We start from the raw sequence: 20511 nt of genomic DNA, 5'->3' as shown, positions 1-20511 counted from the left end.
CGAGCGCCTGCTGACGGAACAGTGGACCCATGGAACCGGATGAAGCGCTTCGGGAGATCGCCTACTGGCTCGAACGATCGCGGGCCGAGACGCACCGAGTGAAGGCCTACCGGCGTGCCGCTGAGGTCTTCGCAGGGCTGTCGGACGACGAGAAGGAATCGCGTCGCAAGGCCGACAGTTGGAAAGCCCTCACCGGCATCGGACCCAAAACAGCGACGATCATTGCCCAGTCGTACGACGGTGTTCCCGAGTACCTCGCCGAGTTGCGGGGACAGGCGCAACCTATCGGCGACGGCCCGCTGCGGCAGTCTTTGCGCGGCGATCTGCACACGCACTCCGATTGGTCCGACGGCGGCAGCCCCATCGAGGAAATGATGCGACGGGCTGCCGCGTTGGGCCATGACTACTGCGCGCTCACCGACCACTCACCGCGTCTGACCGTCGCCAACGGGCTGTCCGCGGATCGCCTGCGAGCTCAACTCGACGTCATTGCCGCATTGAATGCGGAACTGGCCCCGTTCCGGATCCTTACGGGGATCGAGGTCGACATCCTCGAAGACGGTTCCCTCGATCAGGACCCGGATCTGCTCGACGAGCTCGACATCGTGGTGGCGAGTGTGCATTCCAAACTGCGATCCGGACGCGAGGCCATGACTCGCAGAATGCTTGCCGCGGTGCGTAATCCGCGGGTAGACATTCTCGGCCACTGCACCGGCCGGCTTGTCGAGGGTGGTCGCGGTACTCGTCCCGAATCGCAGTTCGACGCCGAGAAAGTGTTCGAGGCCTGCCGCGAATCCGGTACTGCTGTGGAGATCAATTCCCGGCCCGAACGTCGTGATCCGCCGTCGCGGTTGATCGAGTTGGCCCTCGATCTCGACTGCATGTTCTCCATCGACACCGACGCTCATGCTCCCGGCCAATTGGCATGGCAGGGCTACGGGTGCGAGCGCGCCGAAAAGTGCGGCGTCGACGCCGATCGGGTGATCAACACGTGGACGGCCGACGCGCTCCTCGAATGGGCTGGCAACTAACGCCGCGTTTGAGTGCGATGGTTCTACAGCATCAAGGCAGGATCTGTGGTCAGTTCGATGTTGAGCCATGGTTCGTACGGCAGATCGGCGAGGTGTTTGGCGAATGTGCGTCGTACCGCATCTTCGTCGTCGATCTCCCACGTATGGGGAGGGACCATGAACATGGCTTCGACGTACAGCTTGCGGCCGACCTTGCTCATCGTCAGGGCTGGTTCATCCAAATCGAATTCATCGCGAACAGCTGCGATCGCGTCGTGGACATGCGCCTGAACCTGTTGACTGGGAGCGCCTTCGAGCAGTTCCACCAGAGCAGTTCGCAACAGAGCCAAGGGTTGTGGGACCAGCATCGCACAGCCGATCAGGACGAGCACGGAGTCGACGTATCGATCGGCATCGGAGAAATCGGTGCGTCCCAGGATCATTGCGACAACGGCGCCTACGGCAACCAGCGCGCTGAAGGCGGCCGAGGCTCCCCACTGCCTGGCCTCGGCCACCAGGAGATCGGATGTGCGGTCGACCTTTCCGACGTAGCGCCAGATCAGTACGGACACTGCTGCACTGATCGCGCCGTAAGCTGCGAGCGACCCGGCCGTCACATCGGCTCCGCCGGCCAGGATGACCCGTACGGCCTCTACGGCGGCATACGCGAGAGTCGCCAACAATGCCATGCCCTGAATTGCGATCACCACCGGAATCAGAGCTTCCTTGCCGAACGGGAAGCGCGCCGTCGGGCCTGAATCTGCGATCCGGGAGACGCGCAGCGACATCCAGGTCAGAACCATGCCGATCAGTGCGTACACACCGTCGAGCAGGATTACCTGAGACTGCGAGATCCACCCCCACACCGCGGCCAGGACTGCCAAGGCTGTCGCAACCATCAGCGAGTACCGCAGGGTCTTGCGCTCGCGCTCCGCTGACTCTTCTTTGATGCCCATGACCCGCAACCGCCTTGTCGGTTTAGTAACTTCTTCCCGTAGGAATACCAGCAAAGTGGTTCCGAGAAAGACTCACCGCGCCACTCCGATGAGCGCAGAAGCCGTACTCGACGCAAAATAGACTTCTATGGCCGACCGTGGATTCACCCCGACACAGCTCGCTGCCCGAGCCGCCTATCTGCTGCGCGGTAATGATCTGGGCACGATGACTAGCGCTGCTCCCAAGCTTTATCCACATATGTGGAGTTGGGACGCGGCGTTTGTTGCTGTCGGATTGGCTCCGTTGAGTGTGGAACGAGCCGTTGTAGAACTCGATACCTTGCTCGACGCGCAGTGGAAGAACGGAATGATCCCGCACATTGTTTTTGCAAACGGCGTCGACGGCTATTTTCCCGGTCCGACGCGGTGGGACGTCAATGCGTTGGCTGCGCATGCGCCGATAGGCACGGCGACATCCGGGATTACCCAACCGCCGGTACATGCGATTGCCGTGCAACGAATCCTCGATCATTCACGTCGTCACGGCCGTACGACGCGAGCGGTTGCCGAGGAGTTCTTGGATCGGCGGTGGAATGATCTGGTTCGGTGGCATCGTTGGCTTGCCGAGGCACGAGATCTCGACGGTAATGGTCGGATAGCGCTCTATCACGGCTGGGAATCGGGGATGGACAACTCTCCACGTTGGGATGCGGCGTACGGGAATGTTGTTGCGGGACAGGTTCCTGCGTACCAGCGAGCCGACCTTGCTGTTGTAACGGACCTGACGCAACGTCCCAAGGATCACGAATACGATCGCTATCTGTGGCTGCTCGAAGAAATGAAATCGGTGCGCTACGACGACCAACAGCTTTCTACCGCAATGAGTTTTGCAGTCGAGGACGTATTTGTCTCAGCCGTCTTCTCTATGGCCTGCGATGTCCTGGCGACCATCGGTGAGGAACATTCGCGGCCGAACTCCGATGTGCGAGATCTGCGCGGTTGGGCAGACCGATTCCGTCGAGGTGTCATAGCCACGACGGACGAAAGAAGCGGCGCGGCAAAGGATTTTGATCTCCGTACGGGACGCTGGGTGAATACCGAGACCATCGCGATGTTTGCGCCATTGTTGTGTGGTGGACTTAGTCGCGATGCTGAACGTTCGCTGTTACGAACGTTCGAGGGGCCGAAGTTCTGCGGGCATCCGGACATGAGATTTGCCGTCCCGCCGTCCACTTCCCCGGTGTCCGGCGATTTCCGTCCGCGTGAGTATTGGCGTGGACCTGTCTGGCCGGTGATCACCTGGCTGTTCTCATGGGCGTTTGCGCGTCGTGGATGGGCTGAACGATCGTATGTTCTCCGGGCGGAGGGACTCAGGCAGGCCAGTGACGGCAGTTTTGCCGAGTATTACGAACCCTTTACGGGTGAGCCGTTGGGCAGCATGCAGCAATCCTGGACGGCGGCAGCGGTTCTCGATTGGTTGGGATGACCAGCGTCTGAATAGTTCGTGAAACAACAGACAAATCCGGCAGCAGTCCCTACGCTCGGGGAATGGCCGAGCGACGCACCGTCAGGACCTTAGGCAGACTAACCCCGATCGTGATGGCTGCGGCCGTTGCATTGACGGCCCCGGGTCTCGCTGCGGCGGATGCTCCCCGCGGGCCGGACGTTTCGTCTTGGCAGCATGTGGATGGAACCGGTATCGACTGGTTCCAGGTGCGGGCGTCGGGGCATGAGTTCGCGATGGTCAAAGCGACAGAGTCGCTGAACTACGTGAATCCGTATTTCGTCCAGGATTGCCTTCGCATGCGCGTTGCGGGCGTTGCGCGCGGCGCCTATCACTACGCAGACGTGCGAGCGTCGCCGGAAGCGCAAGCTGCGTTCTATGCGGCAATGGTCCTCGGTATCAACGGTCCTGGTGATTTGCCTCCCGTCCTCGATCTCGAAGACGCAAAAGGCTTGCCGGCATCGCAGGTGATCGACTGGACTCACCGGTATCTGAACACCGTCCAGGCGTTGACCGGACGGCAGCCGATCATCTACACGTATCCCAACTTCTGGTACACGCAGATGGCGAACACCACGGAATTCAACCACTATCCGCTCTGGATCGCTGATTACAACGGTCAGAGCGCTCCGGGACCCTTGCCTGGTGGGTGGTCGAATTGGACCTTCTGGCAGTACACGAGCACAGGACGCATACCGGGGATTGTCGGTAACACCGATATCAATGTCTACAGCGGAGCCCAGGGTGACTTCGGCCGTTACTCCAACAGCGTGGGGCTCGGCAGCAGCTAGGCGTGTGCGACTGCTTGCGCTCTTGCAGTGTCCTTTTCGGGCCCTCTGGCCCTATTCAGGACCTGGAATGTTGTTTGCTGTGTCCCGTGATGCGTGACCGATTGGTCCGCATGTAGCTCTGTGGTTACGAGAAATTCAGCGGAACGGTAGCCAAAATCGGGGAACACTTTGCTAGCTACGTGGGCTCAGATGATAGCTATGGTGGGAAATTGGCTGAAATCCCCCGTAGAAATTTTCACAAAACGGACTTGAAGTTTGGTCTTACTGGATGGTTACTGGCACCTACTAGTGGCGTTTTGATCCCCCTGCCATCCGTCTATCGGGGCTTCCCCTCACTTCGTTACCTACAGCCCTGAATGAATTGATCGCGATCGTTCATTCGATTTCGGCGCGTTCGGGCTGCCGACGGAACCATCGTCGGCTGTAAGTGTTCTGGGTCGAAGTTCATACGCTGTGGTGCATTCAACAGCGGTTATGCATACTGGTCATTTGTCTAGATCGGCCGGGTTGCTCCATCGTTCCAGCAACCTGGCGTATCCAGCCAAAACGCCGCTTCAAGTCGTGTGTGACCCAGCGACGGCCAATTTTGTCAGATTGTCCGGTTGGCCAAAGCTACCCAGCGGACCTTGTTCGATCAACGAAGGAAAGCGACTATCAGTCTGCTTTGTCCATCTTTCGGTGGGCAAGCTCCCGGTTATCTGTTATCTTGATCGAGATAACTGGAAGATTGCTCTCGATTTGCATGGATTTCGAGGGCCAAAGTCCTGCACAGGACGGCTCTTCCAACACGCAGGTGTTACCCGAAGAGGAGCTCGAATGGCAGGACCGGCAGCAGCGTCCGGTGCGAGGTCGATCAGCCGAAAACCGGCGCACCGACCCGAACCAACCGATCAAACGGGAGTTCGCGCAATCGCTCTCGCATCTCCGTCCACCGAATATCGATCAGGCACATCCTGGGGAGCTAGAAATGCCTAACGACTTACCGCCGACAAGGTCGGCTTTATTCACCGCAGGGCTACCGCCCTGGGTGCGAGCGTGGACGGTGGTGTGGACCACCATCGCGTTGATTCTCGGCCTCTCCGGCGCGACGGCAGTAGCTGCATCAGCACAGCCGGCCGCGACGCTCGGCGGTCCCGTTCAGGCTCAGACGCCGGCTCGCGCCGCTGTTCTGCCGGACGAGCAACCGCCCACTGGTTGTGCGTTCAGTGCGCCCAACACCGGCAATCTCTCGCAGAACATCTGCTGGATCGATATGTCGACGTTCAACCAGGCTGCCGCAACCTCAGCAGCTGGACAGCCGATGACAGTCAAGCTGACGGATATCTACTCCATCAGCTTCAATGCCAAGCTGGTCAACTCGATTGACGGATCCACGACAAAGCCGCATACGGGCGTCACTGCGCGTCCCTTGCCTGCCGAGGCGAAATTCTCGTCGCTCGGCACTGTCGCGTATACGGGTGTTCCCAACACGGTCAAGCCTGCTTTGTACCAAACGGTTCCGGACATGAACGGGTCGACGAGGGTCCAGTCCGGCGGAACAATCAAGCTCGACAATATCGTGATGAATGGGCCTAACGGATCCGTCAACAATTACGGGCTTGTTGTGGCGGATGCCGAATCGACGGACCCTGTTGCCGATAACAACAAGGAGTTCCTGTCCTTCCAGTCGGACAAGAACTTTCGTCAGATCGATCGCACCATGGGTATACCCGGAACTGCCGGATGGCCGCCGATTCGGGCCTGCAACGGCACGGTCGGGGGCGCCGATGGACTGACCGGGTTGGGAACGAACTCGGTTCGGTGCGACTCGTGGTGGGACAACGATTTCAGCAAGAATTACTCACCTGGAGCGGTAGTACTGGCTGCGACAGCGCCGACTTCCTTCGCGGGCACTTTCGGAAACACCACGGATTCAACGTCCCGACAGGGTGTTGCGTTCGGCATCTTGTTGCCGAGGGTCAAGATCGACAAGGAACTTACGCGAGTCAGTCCTGGCGACGACTTCACCATCGGAACAAGCACCGGTACTTTCGCCGATGCAAATGCTGCGAGCGGACAGGTGCTCAAGACCACCGATACCGGAGCTACGGATACCACCGCGTCCACCGGTTGGCGGATGCTCCTCGCTGACACGACGCCTACCCCCGTCACGTTCTGGGAGAAGCCCACTACTTCGGCGACCAAGACCGCGAACTACGCGACGAAGTGGGACTGCCAGGTCAATGGTGTGGCCAAGAATCTTCAAGCTGGTGGAGTTGCGCAGACAGCATTGGCACCTGGTGACAACGCGTACTGCAAGATCATCAATACCCCGGTTCTCGTGAAGAAGTCGTCGTCACCACCTACCGGTGAGACTGTCAATATCGGCCAAACAATCACCTACACTCTGAATTTCGAGAATCCCGGCACTGCGCCGGCAACGATCGACTACACGGACTTCCTTGCCGACGTCATTGATGACGGAACGGTTGCGGTCGGTGCTGCTACAGGCGGACTCACCGCTGCATTGGATGGCGCCGACAAAATCAAAGTCGGCGGCACATTGCCAGCCGGCGGCAAAGGGACAGTCACCTACACCGTCACGGTCAAAGGCGGTGGTAACAAAGTCCTGAACAACTACCTCGTTCCGGGGACAACAACTCCTCCCACAACATGTGATCCTGCAACCAATCTCTGCACGACGCATCCCATGCCCGGGTTCACAGTCGCGAAGACCGCTGTGCCCGCGACAGGTTCGACGGTTCAGGCCGGCGATACAATTACGTACACCGTCACCGGTGCTAACACCGGCAAGACGGCCCTAACTCCCGCGACGATCAAAGACGATCTGAGTGCGGTTCTCAACAATGCTGCTATCGTTCCGGGCTCGCTGAAGGCGACCGTCGACGGTGCTGCTGTCGCTGCTCCGACCCTGTCGGGCAGCATTTTGTCGTGGTCCGCCAATCTCCAGGCTGGTAAGTCTGTTGTTCTGAGCTACCAGGTGAAGGTCAATGCCGGCGTTGCCGCGGGCACGGTTCTGAACAACAAGGTCACGGGTACTGCGAAGCCGCCGACCGGTCCGGACATCACTCCTCCTACGGTGGAGACGAATCACTCGGTTCCCGGCTTCAAACTGGAGAAGACTGCTGATCCGATTTCCGGTTCGACGGTTCAGGCCGGCGAGTCGATCAAGTACACCGTCACCGGAACCAACACCGGCAAGACGAACCTTGATCCGGTAAAGATCAACGATGATCTGGGTGCGGTTCTCAACAATGCTGCTGTCGTTCCCGGTTCGCTGAAGGCGACCGTCGACGGTGCTCCTGTCGCCGCCCCGACGCTGTCGGGCACCACGCTTTCCTGGACCGGACTTCTCGAAGCCGGTAAGTCCGTTGTTCTGACCTATGAGGTGAAGGTCAACGACGGCGTTGCCGCGGGCACAGTCTTGAACAACAAGGTCACCGGTACTGCGAAGCCGCCGACCGGTCCAGAGATCACTCCTCCTTCGGTGGAGACGAATCACTCGGTTCCTGGGTTCACGGTCGCGAAGACAGCGGATCCGGCGCCGGGTACCGGCGTCAATGCTGGTCAGACGATCACGTACACGGTGACGGGTGCGAACACCGGTAAGACGACCCTTGATCCGGTGGTGTTGACCGATGATCTGTCGAAGGTTCTCGACAACGCGACGCTCGTGGCCGGTTCGCTCAAGGCGACGGTCGATGGTGCTCCTGCCGCTGTTCCGACTCTGTCGGGGACCATGCTCTCGTGGACTGGTGCGCTCGAAGCGGGTAAGTCGGTTGTTCTGACCTACCAGGTGAAGGTCAACGACGGTGTTGCCGGCGGCACACTGATCAACAACAAGGTCACGGGTACTGCGAAGCCGCCGACCGGTCCGGAGATCACTCCTCCGCCGGTGACGACCGAGCATCCTGTCCTGTCTCCGAAGATCGCTGTGGTGAAGTCCTCTGATCCGGCTTCGGGTTCGAATGTTGTTGCCGGTCAGGACATCAAGTACACGCTCACGTTCACGAACACCGGTAACGGTGCGGGTGAGGTCGCGTACTTCGACGATCTGCGTCAGGTTGTGGACAAGGGTGTTCTCAGTGGTTTGACTGCTGATGCTCCGTTGGCTGCGACGATGGTCGGCACGGATGGTTTCTCGGTGACGGGAACCCTGGCGGCCGGCGAGAGCAAGACGGTGACGTATTCGGTGAAGGTCAATGCCGATGTCGTCGGTGGGGTGTTCTTGAACAACTTCGTTGTTCCGGGTACGACTCCTCCGGTTGATCCTCCGGAGGTGTGTGATCCGGCGACGCAGCTGTGCACGACGCATCCGGTGGTGTCTCCGAAGATCGCTGTGGTGAAGTCCTCTGATCCGGCTTCGGGTTCGAATGTTGTTGCCGGTCAGGACATCAAGTACACGCTCACGTTCACGAACACCGGTAACGGTGCGGGTGAGGTCGCGTACTTCGACGATCTGCGTCAGGTTGTGGACAAGGGTGTTCTCAGTGGTTTGACTGCTGATGCTCCGTTGGCTGCGACGATGGTCGGCACGGATGGTTTCTCGGTGACGGGAACCCTGGCGGCCGGCGAGAGCAAGACGGTGACGTATTCGGTGAAGGTCAATGCCGATGTCGTCGGTGGGGTGTTCTTGAACAACTTCGTTGTTCCGGGTACGACTCCTCCGGTTGATCCTCCGGAGGTGTGTGATCCGGCGACGGCGCTGTGCACCGAGCATCCGGTGAAGGTTCCGGGGTTCACGGTCGCGAAGACTGCGGATCCGGTGTCGGGTACCAATGTTGCTGCTGGTCAGACGATCACGTACTCGGTGACGGGTGCGAACACGGGTAACACGACCCTTGATCCGGTGGTGTTGACCGATGATCTGTCGAAGGTTCTCGACAACGCGGTGTTGGTGGACGGTTCGCTCAAGGCAACGGTCGACGGTGTCGACGCGACTGCTCCGACCCTCGAGGGCACCACGCTCTCGTGGACGGGTGCACTCGAAGCGGGTAAGTCGGTTGTTCTGACCTACCAGGTGAAGATCAACGACGGTGTTGCCGGCGGCGTTCTGATCAACAACAAGGTCACGGGTACTGCGAAGCCGCCGACCGGTCCGGAGATCACTCCTCCGCCGGTGACGACCGAGCATCCTGTGGTGTCTCCGAAGATCGCTGTGGTGAAGTCTTCTGATCCGGCTTCGGGTTCGAATGTTGTTGCCGGTCAGGACATCAAGTACACGCTCACGTTCACGAACACCGGTAACGGTGCGGGTGAGGTCGCGCACTTCGATGATCTGCGTGGTCTGCTCGACGATGCTGATCTGGTTGCGGGCAGCTTGACTGCTGATGCTCCGTTGACTGCTGCGATGGTCGGTGCGGATGGTTTCTCGGTGACGGGAACCCTGGCGGCCGGCGAGAGCAAGACGGTGACGTACACCGTCACGGTCAAGGCTGATGCCGATCGCGTTGCGGCGAATGCCGACAACACGGTGCTCAACTTCGTTGTTCCGGGTACGACTCCTCCGGTTGATCCTCCGGAGGTGTGTGATCCGGCGACGGCGCTGTGCACCGAGCATCCGGTGAAGGTTCCGGGGTTCACGGTCGCGAAGACTGCGGATCCGGTGTCGGGTACCAATGTTGCTGCTGGTCAGACGATCACGTACTCGGTGACGGGTGCGAACACGGGTAACACGACCCTTGATCCGGTGGTGTTGACCGATGATCTGTCGAAGGTTCTCGACAACGCGGTGTTGGTGGACGGTTCGCTCAAGGCAACGGTCGACGGTGTCGACGCGACTGCTCCGACCCTCGAGGGCACCACGCTCTCGTGGACGGGTGCACTCGAAGCGGGTAAGTCGGTTGTTCTGACCTACCAGGTGAAGATCAACGACGGTGTTGCCGGCGGCGTTCTGATCAACAACAAGGTCACGGGTACTGCGAAGCCGCCGACCGGTCCGGAGATCACTCCTCCGCCGGTGACGACCGAGCATCCGGTGAAGGTTCCGGGGTTCACGGTCGCGAAGACTGCGGATCCGGTGTCGGGTACCAATGTTGCTGCTGGTCAGACGATCACGTACTCGGTGACGGGTGCGAACACGGGTAACACGACCCTTGATCCGGTGGTGTTGACCGATGATCTGTCGAAGGTTCTCGACAACGCGGTGTTGGTGGACGGTTCGCTCAAGGCAACGGTCGACGGTGTCGACGCGACTGCTCCGACCCTGTCGGGTACGACGTTGAGTTGGACTGGTGCACTCGAGGCTGGTAAGTCGGTTGTTCTGACCTACCAGGTGAAGATCAACGACGGTGTTGCCGGCGGCGTTCTGATCAACAACAAGGTCACCGGTACTGCGAAGCCGCCGACCGGTCCGGAGATCACTCCTCCGCCGGTGACGACCGAGCATCCGGTGGAGGGCACTCCCGCAATTGAGGTACTGAAGTCCTCTGATCCGTCCACCACAAACCGTGTGGTTGGCGGCCAGGAGATCACGTACACGCTCACGTTCAAGAATGTGGGCACCGCGGATGGTGAGATCAGCTTCTACGACGATCTGACCGATGTTCTCGACGATGCAGTAATGACGAAGGATCCGGCTACCACTTCCACGCTGGTTGTTTCGGGTGTCGTTGACAACGTCTTCACGGTCACCGGAAAGCTGGCCAAGGGTGAGAGCGCGACGGTGACGTACACCGTCAAGGTCAATCCTGAGATCGGAACGTTGTCAGGTCCCGGATTCACTCCGGGTGTTCTGAACAACTACCTGGTGGTTGGTGGCGAGAACCCGCCGGTGGACTGTGTCCCAGGCGACGCTCTCTGCACCGAACACCCGATAGACCCGCCGGAGACCACCACTACGGTGCCGCCGACGACCACCACGACGCCGCCGGTCACGACGGAGCCTTGTGTTCCTCCGACGACGACCACGGTGGTTCCGACCACCACGGCTGCGACGACGACGGCTAGCGCGACCACTGCCGGTGATGCTGATGTGACCGGTACGGAGGAATCCACCACTACGGAGGAGACCACCACGGACGAAACCACGACAGAAGAAGTTGTCGCGGAAGAGATTGTGGATCCGTGTGGCGTGACGACAACTACGCCGCCGACGACACCGGTCACGACGGACCCGCCGACCACGACGCCGCCGACCACGACGGTGCCGGTTACGCCGACGATCATCATTCCCCCGATCGTCGTTGTTCCTCCGATCGTCATCCCGCCGACGGTTCCGGGTCAGCCGGTTACGACCACGGTTCCGGGACAGCCGAAGCCGCCGACAGCAACCCCGGGTCAGCCGAAGGCGACGACGTCTGCTCCTAAGGGTGGAACGATCAACTCGGGTGGTGGCGCTGGTGAGAGTGGCGTGAACACCACGTTGCTTGCAGCGGGCGGATTGGTTCTGCTGCTGGCGCTGGGAACGGGTGTTGTTCTCCTGACGCGTAGGCGTCGCGAGGATGGTGACAACTGATTCTCGTGAGAATCTGAGGTAAACGATGTGGGGCAGATCGCAGAGTATGCGATCTGCCCCACAGTCGTTTTCGTGGAGTGTTACGAGCCGATCCGAGAGCCGTCCTTCTTCCAGGCGGCGACTACCGACGGGCGAGGCTGGGAGGCGCCGCCATCGGGCCAATGGGAAGCGGGGCTTTCGATGCTGGCATCGTCGGTTTCACCGGGGTGCTGGACGCAGACGATGACGCGCTTCTCGTCCACGATGGGACCGCAGGTTTCGGCGCCGACGGGAACAGTGAGGAACTGCTTTGTCTCACCCCGATTTTCGCCTTCGAGGACGACGCTGAACAGTCCGTCGTTGGACTTCAGTGCATTACCGTCCGTCGAGATCCACAGGTTGCCGTGTGGGTCGAAAGCAAGGTTGTCCGGGCACGAGATCGGGCTGACCTTGCTCTTGTCGAATCCACCGAAGTAGGTATCAGCTGTAGCCGGATCTCCGCAGACGAGAAGAAGATTCCAGCCGAAGGTGGTGCCGGCGTGATCGTCGGCGATTTCGAGGACCTGACCGTTCTTGTTGTTGTTCCGGGGGTTTGCCTCATCGGCCGCTGCGCCGCCGTCGACTCCGCGCTTGGTGTTGTTGGTCAGCGCGACGTATACCTTGCCGCTCTTCGGGTTTGCCTCGAAGTCTTCGGGGCGATCCATCTTCGTTGCCCCGACCTTGTCACCGGCCTGGCGGGTGAAAACGGCTACCTCTTCGGCGCTCAAGCCGTCGACCAACGATTCGCCCTTACCGTCTTCGCCGGTCCGCAGGATGGCTACCCACTCGCCGGTTCCGTCGAACTTACCGTCCGACGGAAGCTTGCCGGTTCCGTCGATCTCGCCGGCAGAGTTTCCGCTGAGCTTTGCGACGTACAGTGTTCCGGCGTCGAGCAGGGTCATGTTGTGGCGCATGGCCGCTTGGCTCTTACCGTCCTGCATCTTTCGGCTCGAGACGAACTTGTACATGTAGTCGAAGCGCTCGTCGTCACCGCTGTAAGCCACGACTGTGCCGTCGGAGGTGATGTAGATGGTGGCGGCTTCGTGCTTGAAGCGGCCGAGCGCGGTGTGCTTGACGGGAGTCGAAGACGGATCCCACGGGTCGACCTCGACGACGTATCCGAAGCGGTTCACCTCGTTGGGTTCTGCCACCAGATCGAAGCGCTTGTCGAAGCGTTCCCACTTACGTTCAGACGCACCGCCGGCCAGGCCGTATCGCTTCAAACGTGGCGCGACAATGGGATCGGTGACGGCCTCCGCATTGGCGAAGTACTGATTGAAGTTTTCTTCGCCGGAAAGCACGGTGCCCCAGGGGGTTACGCCGCCGGCGCAGTTGTTGAGCGTGCCCAGTACCTTGGTGCCGGTCGGATCGGCGCTGGTCTTGAGGAAGTCGCTGCCCGCGGCGGGCCCGGTGACAAGGAATTCGGTTGTCCCGGTGATGCGACGGTTGTTGGCGCCGATTTCGGGAACCAGCTTGCCGGACCCGGAGTCGCCCTTGACCTGTACGACGGAGAGTCCGTGGCTGGCGAGGCCGATCTTGACCTGCTCTTCGGTGGGGTTCTCGGCGTCGTAGCCGCGGAACATTGCCGGTTCCGTGGAGTACTCGTGATTGACTACGAGCAGATAGGTGTTCGGCTGCCCCTCGACGGGCAGGAGGCCGGCGAAGTCGTTGTTGAATCCGAACTGCAGCGCCTGTGCTGCCGCGGTCTGGTTCTCGAAGTCGAAGGCCGGTGCTCCGGCGAGAACGGCGTCACCCCAGCGGATGACGACGCCCTGTTCGTACCCCTCCGGGACGGTAACCGCATCGGCTTTGTTGGGGGCGACGGCGGTGAAGTTGGTGCCGGCCGGCGTGCTCCCGGTGCCACCGTCGCTGCTGCCTGCCGAGCCGGTTCCGGGCGCGGCTTCGGCTGTTCCGTCCGAGCAGCCGGCGAGTGCGCTACCCGCCCCGACTGCCAGCACAGCCATGCCACTGCCGCGCAACATGCCGCGTCGGCTCAGGGCAGCGCGGGCGATATCGCGGAAGTACGCACCTTCCGAGGTGTTGGGTACCTCGTGCGAGCAGGCGTTTCCACACTTGTACTGGCAGGTGATCGACGCGCGTGAGGACACACCGTCGTGTTTGACAAACAGTGCCAAAGGCTTGATAGCCACCGTGAACTCCCGAGATTCGTTGAATGGTCTCGGGAACCGTAGAAGCCGTAAGCGAGGGTAAAGGAACGTAATAATGAACGGCAAAACAACGAGGCGACCCTTACCTGTAATTCATGAGGCGTCCCCGCGGGGACGCCTCATGACATTTGTCATCGCCGATCCGTGACAGTGTCACCGTAGGTGATGATGCTCTGCACTGTTTTTGGCTCAGACTTTCCGCGAGGCTTGGTGGCATGAGAGAACCACATGAAGGAAGCCTCCTGACGGACCTGATGGACATCGGACCAGCGCCCACGATGGGCCGTGAACTTGTTGTGATCGTTGTGAATATCGCGCTCATCGGAGTGGTGTTCGCGATCATCGGCTCCAATCCCGTGTTCTGGATTCTTGTTGCTGCTCTTGCTGTCTATGCGGGTATCCGATTCGCCATCGGGCTGCGCGACTGGAACCGATCGGAGGCTGCGCGATGAAGGGCGATCCGGTTATCGAGGTTGAGGCCATGTCCCGGCGCTACGGTTCCGGAAAAGACGCGTTCTACGCGGTCCGCGATCTCGAACTGACTGTCGCGGAGGGTCAGCTGTTCGGACTGCTCGGAACTAACGGCGCCGGAAAGACATCTAGTCTCGAAGTAATCCAAGGACTTTCGCGGGCAACGGACGGATCGGTGCGCGTGCTGGGTATGGATCCGGTTCGGGAGCGCCGAGAACTCCGTCCGAGCTTGGGCATCATGCTCCAAAAGGGCGGCCTCCCTCAAGATCTCACAGCTCGCGAGAGTCTGTCGATGTGGGCCGGAACCTGCTCGAATCCCCTGCCGGTCGACGAGGTGCTCGAGCGAGTCGACATGCGCGATCGCAGCGACACCCGCGTGAAGTTCCTCTCCGGCGGCGAAGCACGTCGACTCGACTTGGCTTGCGCCATTATCGGCCAACCGCTCGTGCTGTTCCTGGATGAGCCGACGACGGGTCTCGACCCCGAAAGTCGGCGTAATACTTGGCAATTGATCGCGGAGTTGAAGTCCTCTGGCGTCACCATCATGTTGACGACGCATTATCTGGACGAGGCCGAGTCGTTGTGTGATCAGTTGGCGATCATGCACCGCGGAACTGTCGTGCGCAGTGGAACGGTTGCCGAGGTAGTTGCGGATCATCCCGCGCAGATCAAGGTGCGCAGGCCGGATCTCCTGCTTCCGAACCTGCCTGGTGCCGAGATGCGCGTCGAAGGTGACGAGGTAGTCATCACTACTGCCACCGTGCAGGAAACGCTCACCGACCTTCTGATCTGGGCTCAGCACAACAACGTGGCTTTGTCCGGGCTGGATGCGCGGGCAGCATCCCTCGAGACCGTATTTCTGTCCATAGCAGATCAATTCGACCATCACGTCAAACTCGAAGGGGTGCCGGTATGAACCGCATAGCAACTCTCTCTCGTGCGGAGTTCACCCTTCTGGGCCGAAACCGTCTGTTGCTCTTCAACGCTATAGTCCTACCTCTGATCTTCCCGATCGGAATTCTGATCATCTCGCGTGAGGATGGTCTGTCCGACACAGCGGTAGCGTCGGGCCTCGAGATCTTTGCTCTCTTCCTGCTCGTGTTCGTCGTGTTCTACAACCTGCTGTCGGTGTATTCGACGCGGCGCGACGAACTGGTGCTCAAGCGTCTGCGCACCGGGGAGTGCAGTGACGCCGAGATTCTGGCCGGCCCTGCAGTGCCGTCATGGGTGCTGACGGGCCTGCTGACGGTGGTTGTAGGGATTGCCGTGGTGGTTCTGGGTGGGCGGGTGCCGGTCAATCCCGTACTGGTGCTGGTGGCGTTCATCGGTGGCGCTGCCGTGTTCACCGCGTTGGCACTCATCACCTCGGCGGTAACTCGCAATGCCGAAGCCGCGCAGATCACGTGCATGCCGATCCTCATTCTTGCAACTGCGGGGATGTCGAGCATCAGAAATGTCGTGCCGGACAACATCGCTCGCGTTCTCGACTTCACTCCGATGGCTGCGATTCTCGATCTCGTGAATCTGGGATGGGTAGGGCGTACGTCGTCCGAACTGGCTGACGACGGCGCCGTCGCAGCGAGTTTTGCAGACACTTTCGTATCGGCCGGTCAACCGCTATTGGTTCTGGTCGCGTGGATCGTCGGATCGGTACTGATCGCCAATGTGTACTTCCGCTGGGAACCTCGCTCCTAGAACTCTGAGAAGGTAGTAGGCATGATTGCGGAGAGCTTCGGACGCTGGAATCCGACCCGAACGTGGCGAACGGCGTCCAGTGTCGACAAGGTTCGCCTGTACACGCGTCAGTCGTTCTTTGTCCTCGGCATTTTCTTCGGGATATTCGGCGGTATCACCGAAGCGGCCATGCATCGCTACCTCGGGGCGCTCTTCGTTGTGATCAGCGCGGCCGCAGCCGTTGTCGCAGTGGATCGAATCCCCGAGTTGGGTGGGACCAGGACCGCATCGGTGAAGGTGCCAGTGGTGGTCATGACCGTGGCGGCGCTCTGCTCTGCGGTTATTGCCTTACCGGCTGACGACGCGGGGCAGGGTCCGTATTTCTGGCTGGCGATGATCGTCCCGGTGCCGTTTGCGGCTTTGGTGTCGTGGCGATGGGTGATGCTGGGAGCAGCCGTTGCTGCCGGCGTGTGTGCGCTTGCCGGGCGACCCGAGATCGGCATCCTGGTGGCATGTGTGGCGGGTTTCATGACCTTCACGGTGCAGCTGTCGGTGTGGCTTTTGCGCATGGTCACCGAACTCGACGAGGCACGGGGCGCCGCGGCCGCACTGTCGGTAGCCGAAGAGCGCCTGCGCTTTTCGCGTGACCTGCATGACGTGGTGGGGCGTGCGCTGTCGGCAATCGCGGTGAAAAGTGATCTGGCAGCTACATTGTCGCGTCGCGGGGACGATCGCGCTGCCCAGCAGATGGACGAAGTGCGTGATCTCGCACAGGAATCCCTCGCCGAGGCGCGCGAGTTGGTGCGCGGCTACCGATCCATTGCACTGGCGTCGGAGCTGGCGGGTGCGCGATCACTGCTCGAGGCGGCGGGAATTACCACCGACATTCGCGGATCTGCAGATGCCCTGCCCATCGAATTGGCGGAAACCGCAGCGTGGGTTGTCCGCGAAGGCGTGACGAACATACTGCGTCATTCTTCCGCGCAGCAGGCAGTTATCGAGGTAACAGGTGAATCCGTGTCGATAGCCAACGACGGTGCAGTGCAACAACGCGCAGGTGACGGTACCGGTGTGAATGGGCTACGGGAACGCGTCACAGCTGTTGGTGGCATCCTCGAGGTCATCCACGATGAAGGTACCTTCACGCTGACCGCACATTTTTCTTCCCCGATCAAGGAGTCTCGGTGACCGAGCCGATCAAGGTATTGCTTGCCGACGACGAAAATCTCATCCGATCTGCACTTGCGATGATGCTCTCGCTCGAGGACGACATAGTTGTTGTGGCCGAAGCGGAATCGGGAGAAGCAGCCGTTGTCGCCGCTGTGGAATTTCAGCCGGACGTTGCCGTTTTGGATCTTCAGATGGCCGGTATCGACGGGATCGAAACGGCGCAGGAGATCGCACAATCCGTGCCGGGATGTGCGTCGATCATTGTGACGAGCCACGGCCGTCCGGGCTACTTGAAGAAGGCGCTCGCGGCCGGTGTCCGGGGATTCCTTCCCAAGACGACGTCGGCAACGACCCTCGCGGAAGTGGTTCGCAGCGTTCACTCCGGTGGACGATACGTCGACCCGTCGTTGGCAGCCGAAGCGATCGGCGCCGGTGATTCACCGCTGACACCGCGGGAAGCGGATGTGCTCGAGTACGCGGCCGACGGTGCATCCATAGAAGAGATCGCGACCCGCGCACACCTGTCGGCGGGCACCACACGCAACTACTTGTCTTCAGCCGTCACCAAACTCGGTGCGGCCAATCGACATGAGGCTGCGGTGATCGCCCGCCGACAGGGGTGGATTTAGGGCCGAAGGCCCCTACAACACCTGCGACAAGAACGCCTGCAATCGTTCTGTTTCCGGATCGTCGAATAGCTGTTCCGGAGTTCCTGTTTCGACAACGGCGCCACGATCCATGAACAGCACCTTGTCGGAAACGGAACGGGCGAAGCCCATTTCGTGGGTCACGACCACCATCGTCATGCCGGATTTCGCGAGGTCTGCCATGAGGGCCAACACGCCCTTGACCAGTTCGGGGTCGAGGGCCGATGTCGCTTCGTCGAAGAACATGACCTCGGGCTTCATGGCCAAGGCCCGGGCGATCGCCACACGTTGCTGCTGGCCACCGGACAGGTTGCCCGGGCGGGAATCCGCCTTCTCCCGCAGTCCCACCAGTTCGAGCTGCTCGAGGGCCAATGCGCGAGCCGCGTCCTTGGACAGTCCCTTGAGCTTGTTCGGTCCTAGCGCGATGTTCTCGGCCACCGTCTTGTGCGGGAACAGATTGAAGTGCTGGAACACCATGCCGATGCGCTGTCGCAACTCGTCAGGGTTGTCCTTCAGGACGGACTTCCCGTCGAGGAGAACGTCACCCTGCTCGGGCTCGTGCAGGCGGTTCAGCACGCGCAAGAGCGTCGACTTGCCCGATCCGGACGGCCCGATGACGGTGACGGTATTGCCGGCGTCGACGTGGAGGTTGACGCCCCGCAGGACCTTGTTGGTACCGAAGGACAGGTGCAGGTCCGTGCCGGTGAGGGAGACGGATTTCAGTTCAGAGCTGGTCATGTCCTCAGCCCCTTTCCACGACGATGGCCTGCTCGAGCGGATCCAACGTGCCGGAAGTGTCGGCGCGTCCCGTCCGGAGGCGATTGTCGATGTAGTTGACGAGGTGGGTCAGCGGGATGGTCAGCGCGAGGTAGAACAGGCCGGCCGCGACGAGCGGTGACAGGTTTCCGGTCTGGGCGTTGAGGTCGCGTCCCACGGCAAAAAGTTCGCGCTGTGTGACGAGCAGTCCGAGGAAGTAGATCAGCGACGAGTCCTTGATCAGCGAGATGAACTGATTCATCAATGCAGGCAGAACGCGTCGTACACCCTGAGGAATGACCACAAGCGACATGGATTTGCGGTAGCTGAAGCCCAACGCGCGAGAGGCCTCGAGCTGGCCAGGTTCGACGCTCTGGATACCCGATCGGAAGATCTCGCCGATATACGCCGACGCGAGTAGCGACAGCGCCGCGACGCCCAGCCAGTACGGGTTGCTGCCGGTGATGTTCTTGACGATGGGGCCGACGCCCAGGCCGACGATCAAGATGATGACGACGGCCGGCAGGCCGCGGAAGATGTCCGTGTAGACGCGCGCCGGCCAGCGCAGCCAACGCGTCCGCGAGATTCCCGCGACTGCCAGCAGCATGCCTAATACGGTGCCGATAACGCCGGACGCGAGCGCCAGAATGATGGTGTTGGGCAGACCGGTCTTCAGGAGATCCGGGAACGCTTGCTTGTACAGCTGCCAGTCGAAGAACGTGTCCTTGAGCTGCTGGAACGTCGACTTGGGCTGGTAGGTCGTCGTCTCGTCCGTCGTGGCAGGCTTCTCGGCTGCGAGGGCGGCGAAGTCCGGCAACTCAGGCGTCGCGGCGGCCTTGGAGCCGGGTTTCCAACCCTCGGGAAGTTCGCGCGGAACCCAGTCGGAGTAAAGCTCGGCCCAGGTTCCGTCGGCGATGACGGCGTCGAGACCCGAGTTCAGGGCGTCGATGAGCGGCTGATTTTCCTTGTTCACTGCCCAGCCGACAAAGTTGTTCACCGAGAAGGTGTTCTGGATGATCGACGTGGGATCACCCGGGGCGATGGCGCCTTCGGCCTGCTGTGACGGTGCGACCCAGGCGTCGATCTGGCCGGATTTGAGGTTCGCGTACGCGGTTGCGTAGTCGGGGAACTTCACCGGATCGAGCTTCAAGGTGTTGACGACGTAATCGTCCTGAACCGTTCCCTGTACGACGCCGATGCGTTTGGACGCGTCCAGATCGCCGAAGCCGGTGATGGGGCTGCCGTTGGGTACGACGAGGGAGAAGTAGCCGAAGTCGTAGCCGTTCGTGAAGCCGACGGTATTACGACGCTCATCCGTGGTGGTGATGGACGAGGAGCCGACGTCGAAGCGGCGTCCGGCGACCTGCGCGAGCAGACCGGCAAACTCGGTGCCGACAAACTCGACCTTCAGGCCCAGCTTGTCTGCGATGGCTTTGAGGAGCTCGTTGTCGTAACCGGTGTACTGATTCTCGGAGTTGACGCAGATGCTCGGCGGCGCGTCGCCGAGCGTGCCGACGGTGATGACACCCGGTTTGATCAGGTTGAGTTTCGAGATGTCGATCTGGTCGATCGGGGTGACGGTGGCCGTGGTGTATCGGTCTTCGGCGCCTGCACCTGCGGCTGCGTCCAGGTTTGTGGGCGCTGCGGTTGCAGCTCCCACTCCGGGAGGCGCACACAGGTCTGTGGGGGCTGCCGATGATTCCGAACTGCTCGAGCACGATGACAGAGTTAGCGCCAAGAGTGCGGTGAGGAGCAGTGCCACCACCAAGCGGATCTTCGCTGCGACGGAGGAAAACATGCGAGCAGCGTAGTCCTAACCGTAGCGATCTCCGGGTGGAAGAACGCTTGCAGATTTTGGACATCAGGCTTCTGCACTGGGCGCACGCTTTCAAATCAGCGTGATTTTAAGTA

At 60.7% G+C, this 20511-nt stretch carries 13 protein-coding genes; 9 read left to right on the top strand and 4 right to left on the bottom strand.

The features are described 5' to 3' along the window. The first annotated feature begins 29 nt into the window (after positions 1–29). Positions 30–1031 (top strand): PHP domain-containing protein, encoded by a 1002-nt coding sequence (locus tag CJ178_RS20430; protein WP_095887521.1) that lies wholly within the window; start codon positions 30–32, stop codon positions 1029–1031. A 23-nt stretch (positions 1032–1054) separates the two neighbouring features. On the opposite strand, the gene CJ178_RS20425 is transcribed toward CJ178_RS20430, so the two are convergent. Then, complete coding sequence (locus tag CJ178_RS20425; protein ID WP_095887520.1) at positions 1055–1966, bottom strand: cation transporter; 912 nt, start codon at positions 1964–1966, stop codon at positions 1055–1057. 127 nt (positions 1967–2093) lie between these two features. Between CJ178_RS20425 and ggh the strand changes: the two genes are divergently transcribed. From ggh to CJ178_RS20410, 3 genes are all read left to right on the top strand, one after another. Next, positions 2094–3431: a glucosylglycerate hydrolase gene (gene ggh / locus CJ178_RS20420; protein WP_045065999.1), complete on the top strand. Its 1338-nt coding sequence runs from the start codon at positions 2094–2096 to the stop codon at positions 3429–3431. Between the two features lie 62 nt (positions 3432–3493). Beyond that, on the top strand, positions 3494–4240 hold the full coding sequence (locus CJ178_RS20415; protein WP_045065998.1) for a glycoside hydrolase family 25 protein: 747 nt from the start codon (positions 3494–3496) through the stop codon (positions 4238–4240). Between the two features lie 967 nt (positions 4241–5207). Then, on the top strand, positions 5208–11696 hold the full coding sequence (locus tag CJ178_RS20410; protein WP_143547528.1) for an isopeptide-forming domain-containing fimbrial protein: 6489 nt from the start codon (positions 5208–5210) through the stop codon (positions 11694–11696). An 80-nt stretch (positions 11697–11776) separates the two neighbouring features. Here the strand turns inward: CJ178_RS20410 and CJ178_RS20405 are convergent, their stop codons facing one another. Then, positions 11777–13864: a PhoX family protein gene (locus CJ178_RS20405; protein ID WP_095887518.1), complete on the bottom strand. Its 2088-nt coding sequence runs from the start codon at positions 13862–13864 to the stop codon at positions 11777–11779. 233 nt (positions 13865–14097) lie between these two features. Between CJ178_RS20405 and CJ178_RS20400 the strand changes: the two genes are divergently transcribed. The 5 genes from CJ178_RS20400 to CJ178_RS20380 are packed head-to-tail and all read left to right on the top strand — an operon-like array spanning position 14098 to position 17826. Then, positions 14098–14334: a hypothetical protein gene (locus CJ178_RS20400; protein WP_257013279.1), complete on the top strand. Its 237-nt coding sequence runs from the start codon at positions 14098–14100 to the stop codon at positions 14332–14334. After that, entirely contained in the window at positions 14331–15269 is a 939-nt protein-coding gene (locus CJ178_RS20395; RefSeq protein ID WP_095887516.1) for an ABC transporter ATP-binding protein, read from the top strand. The genes CJ178_RS20400 and CJ178_RS20395 overlap by 4 nt, the downstream gene beginning before the upstream one ends. Continuing rightward, positions 15266–16048, top strand: a complete 783-nt coding sequence (locus tag CJ178_RS20390; protein WP_045065990.1) for an ABC transporter permease — start codon at positions 15266–15268, stop codon at positions 16046–16048. Before CJ178_RS20395 ends, CJ178_RS20390 begins: the two co-directional genes overlap by 4 nt. 21 nt (positions 16049–16069) lie before the next feature. After that, positions 16070–17215: a sensor histidine kinase gene (locus CJ178_RS20385; protein WP_095887515.1), complete on the top strand. Its 1146-nt coding sequence runs from the start codon at positions 16070–16072 to the stop codon at positions 17213–17215. After that, positions 17212–17826, top strand: a complete 615-nt coding sequence (locus tag CJ178_RS20380) for a response regulator transcription factor (RefSeq protein ID WP_033237040.1) — start codon at positions 17212–17214, stop codon at positions 17824–17826. Before CJ178_RS20385 ends, CJ178_RS20380 begins: the two co-directional genes overlap by 4 nt. 12 nt (positions 17827–17838) lie before the next feature. Here CJ178_RS20380 and CJ178_RS20375 read toward each other — a convergent pair whose 3' ends face one another. Both CJ178_RS20375 and CJ178_RS20370 read right to left on the bottom strand, forming a co-directional pair. After that, complete coding sequence (locus tag CJ178_RS20375) at positions 17839–18582, bottom strand: amino acid ABC transporter ATP-binding protein (protein WP_033237041.1); 744 nt, start codon at positions 18580–18582, stop codon at positions 17839–17841. Positions 18583–18586: 4 nt separating this feature from the next. Next, a complete protein-coding gene (locus CJ178_RS20370) occupies positions 18587–20398 on the bottom strand; it encodes an ABC transporter substrate-binding protein/permease (protein ID WP_033237042.1) in 1812 nt (603 codons plus the stop codon). Positions 20399–20511 lie beyond the last annotated feature (113 nt).

This window comes from Rhodococcus sp. ACPA4, assembly GCF_002300185.1.
GTDB classification, from domain to species: Bacteria; Actinomycetota; Actinomycetes; order Mycobacteriales; family Mycobacteriaceae; genus Rhodococcus_F; species Rhodococcus_F globerula.
Note: the sequence above shows the minus strand (reverse complement) of the source record. Positions and strands in the feature narration are given on the sequence as shown.

Excerpts from the sequence above, each read along its gene's own strand:
- CJ178_RS20425 (WP_095887520.1), bottom strand. The coding sequence starts at position 1,966 with ATGGGCATCAAAGAAGAGTCAGCGGAGCGCGAGCGCAAGACCCTGCGG.
- CJ178_RS20375 (WP_033237041.1), bottom strand. The coding sequence starts at position 18,582 with ATGACCAGCTCTGAACTGAAATCCGTCTCCCTCACCGGCACGGACCTG.
- CJ178_RS20385 (WP_095887515.1), top strand. The coding sequence starts at position 16,070 with ATGATTGCGGAGAGCTTCGGACGCTGGAATCCGACCCGAACGTGGCGA.
- CJ178_RS20390 (WP_045065990.1), top strand. The coding sequence starts at position 15,266 with ATGAACCGCATAGCAACTCTCTCTCGTGCGGAGTTCACCCTTCTGGGC.
- CJ178_RS20370 (WP_033237042.1), bottom strand. The coding sequence starts at position 20,398 with ATGTTTTCCTCCGTCGCAGCGAAGATCCGCTTGGTGGTGGCACTGCTC.
- ggh (WP_045065999.1), top strand. The coding sequence starts at position 2,094 with ATGGCCGACCGTGGATTCACCCCGACACAGCTCGCTGCCCGAGCCGCC.
- CJ178_RS20395 (WP_095887516.1), top strand. The coding sequence starts at position 14,331 with ATGAAGGGCGATCCGGTTATCGAGGTTGAGGCCATGTCCCGGCGCTAC.
- CJ178_RS20430 (WP_095887521.1), top strand. The coding sequence starts at position 30 with ATGGAACCGGATGAAGCGCTTCGGGAGATCGCCTACTGGCTCGAACGA.
- CJ178_RS20410 (WP_143547528.1), top strand. The coding sequence starts at position 5,208 with ATGCCTAACGACTTACCGCCGACAAGGTCGGCTTTATTCACCGCAGGG.
- CJ178_RS20415 (WP_045065998.1), top strand. The coding sequence starts at position 3,494 with ATGGCCGAGCGACGCACCGTCAGGACCTTAGGCAGACTAACCCCGATC.
- CJ178_RS20400 (WP_257013279.1), top strand. The coding sequence starts at position 14,098 with ATGAGAGAACCACATGAAGGAAGCCTCCTGACGGACCTGATGGACATC.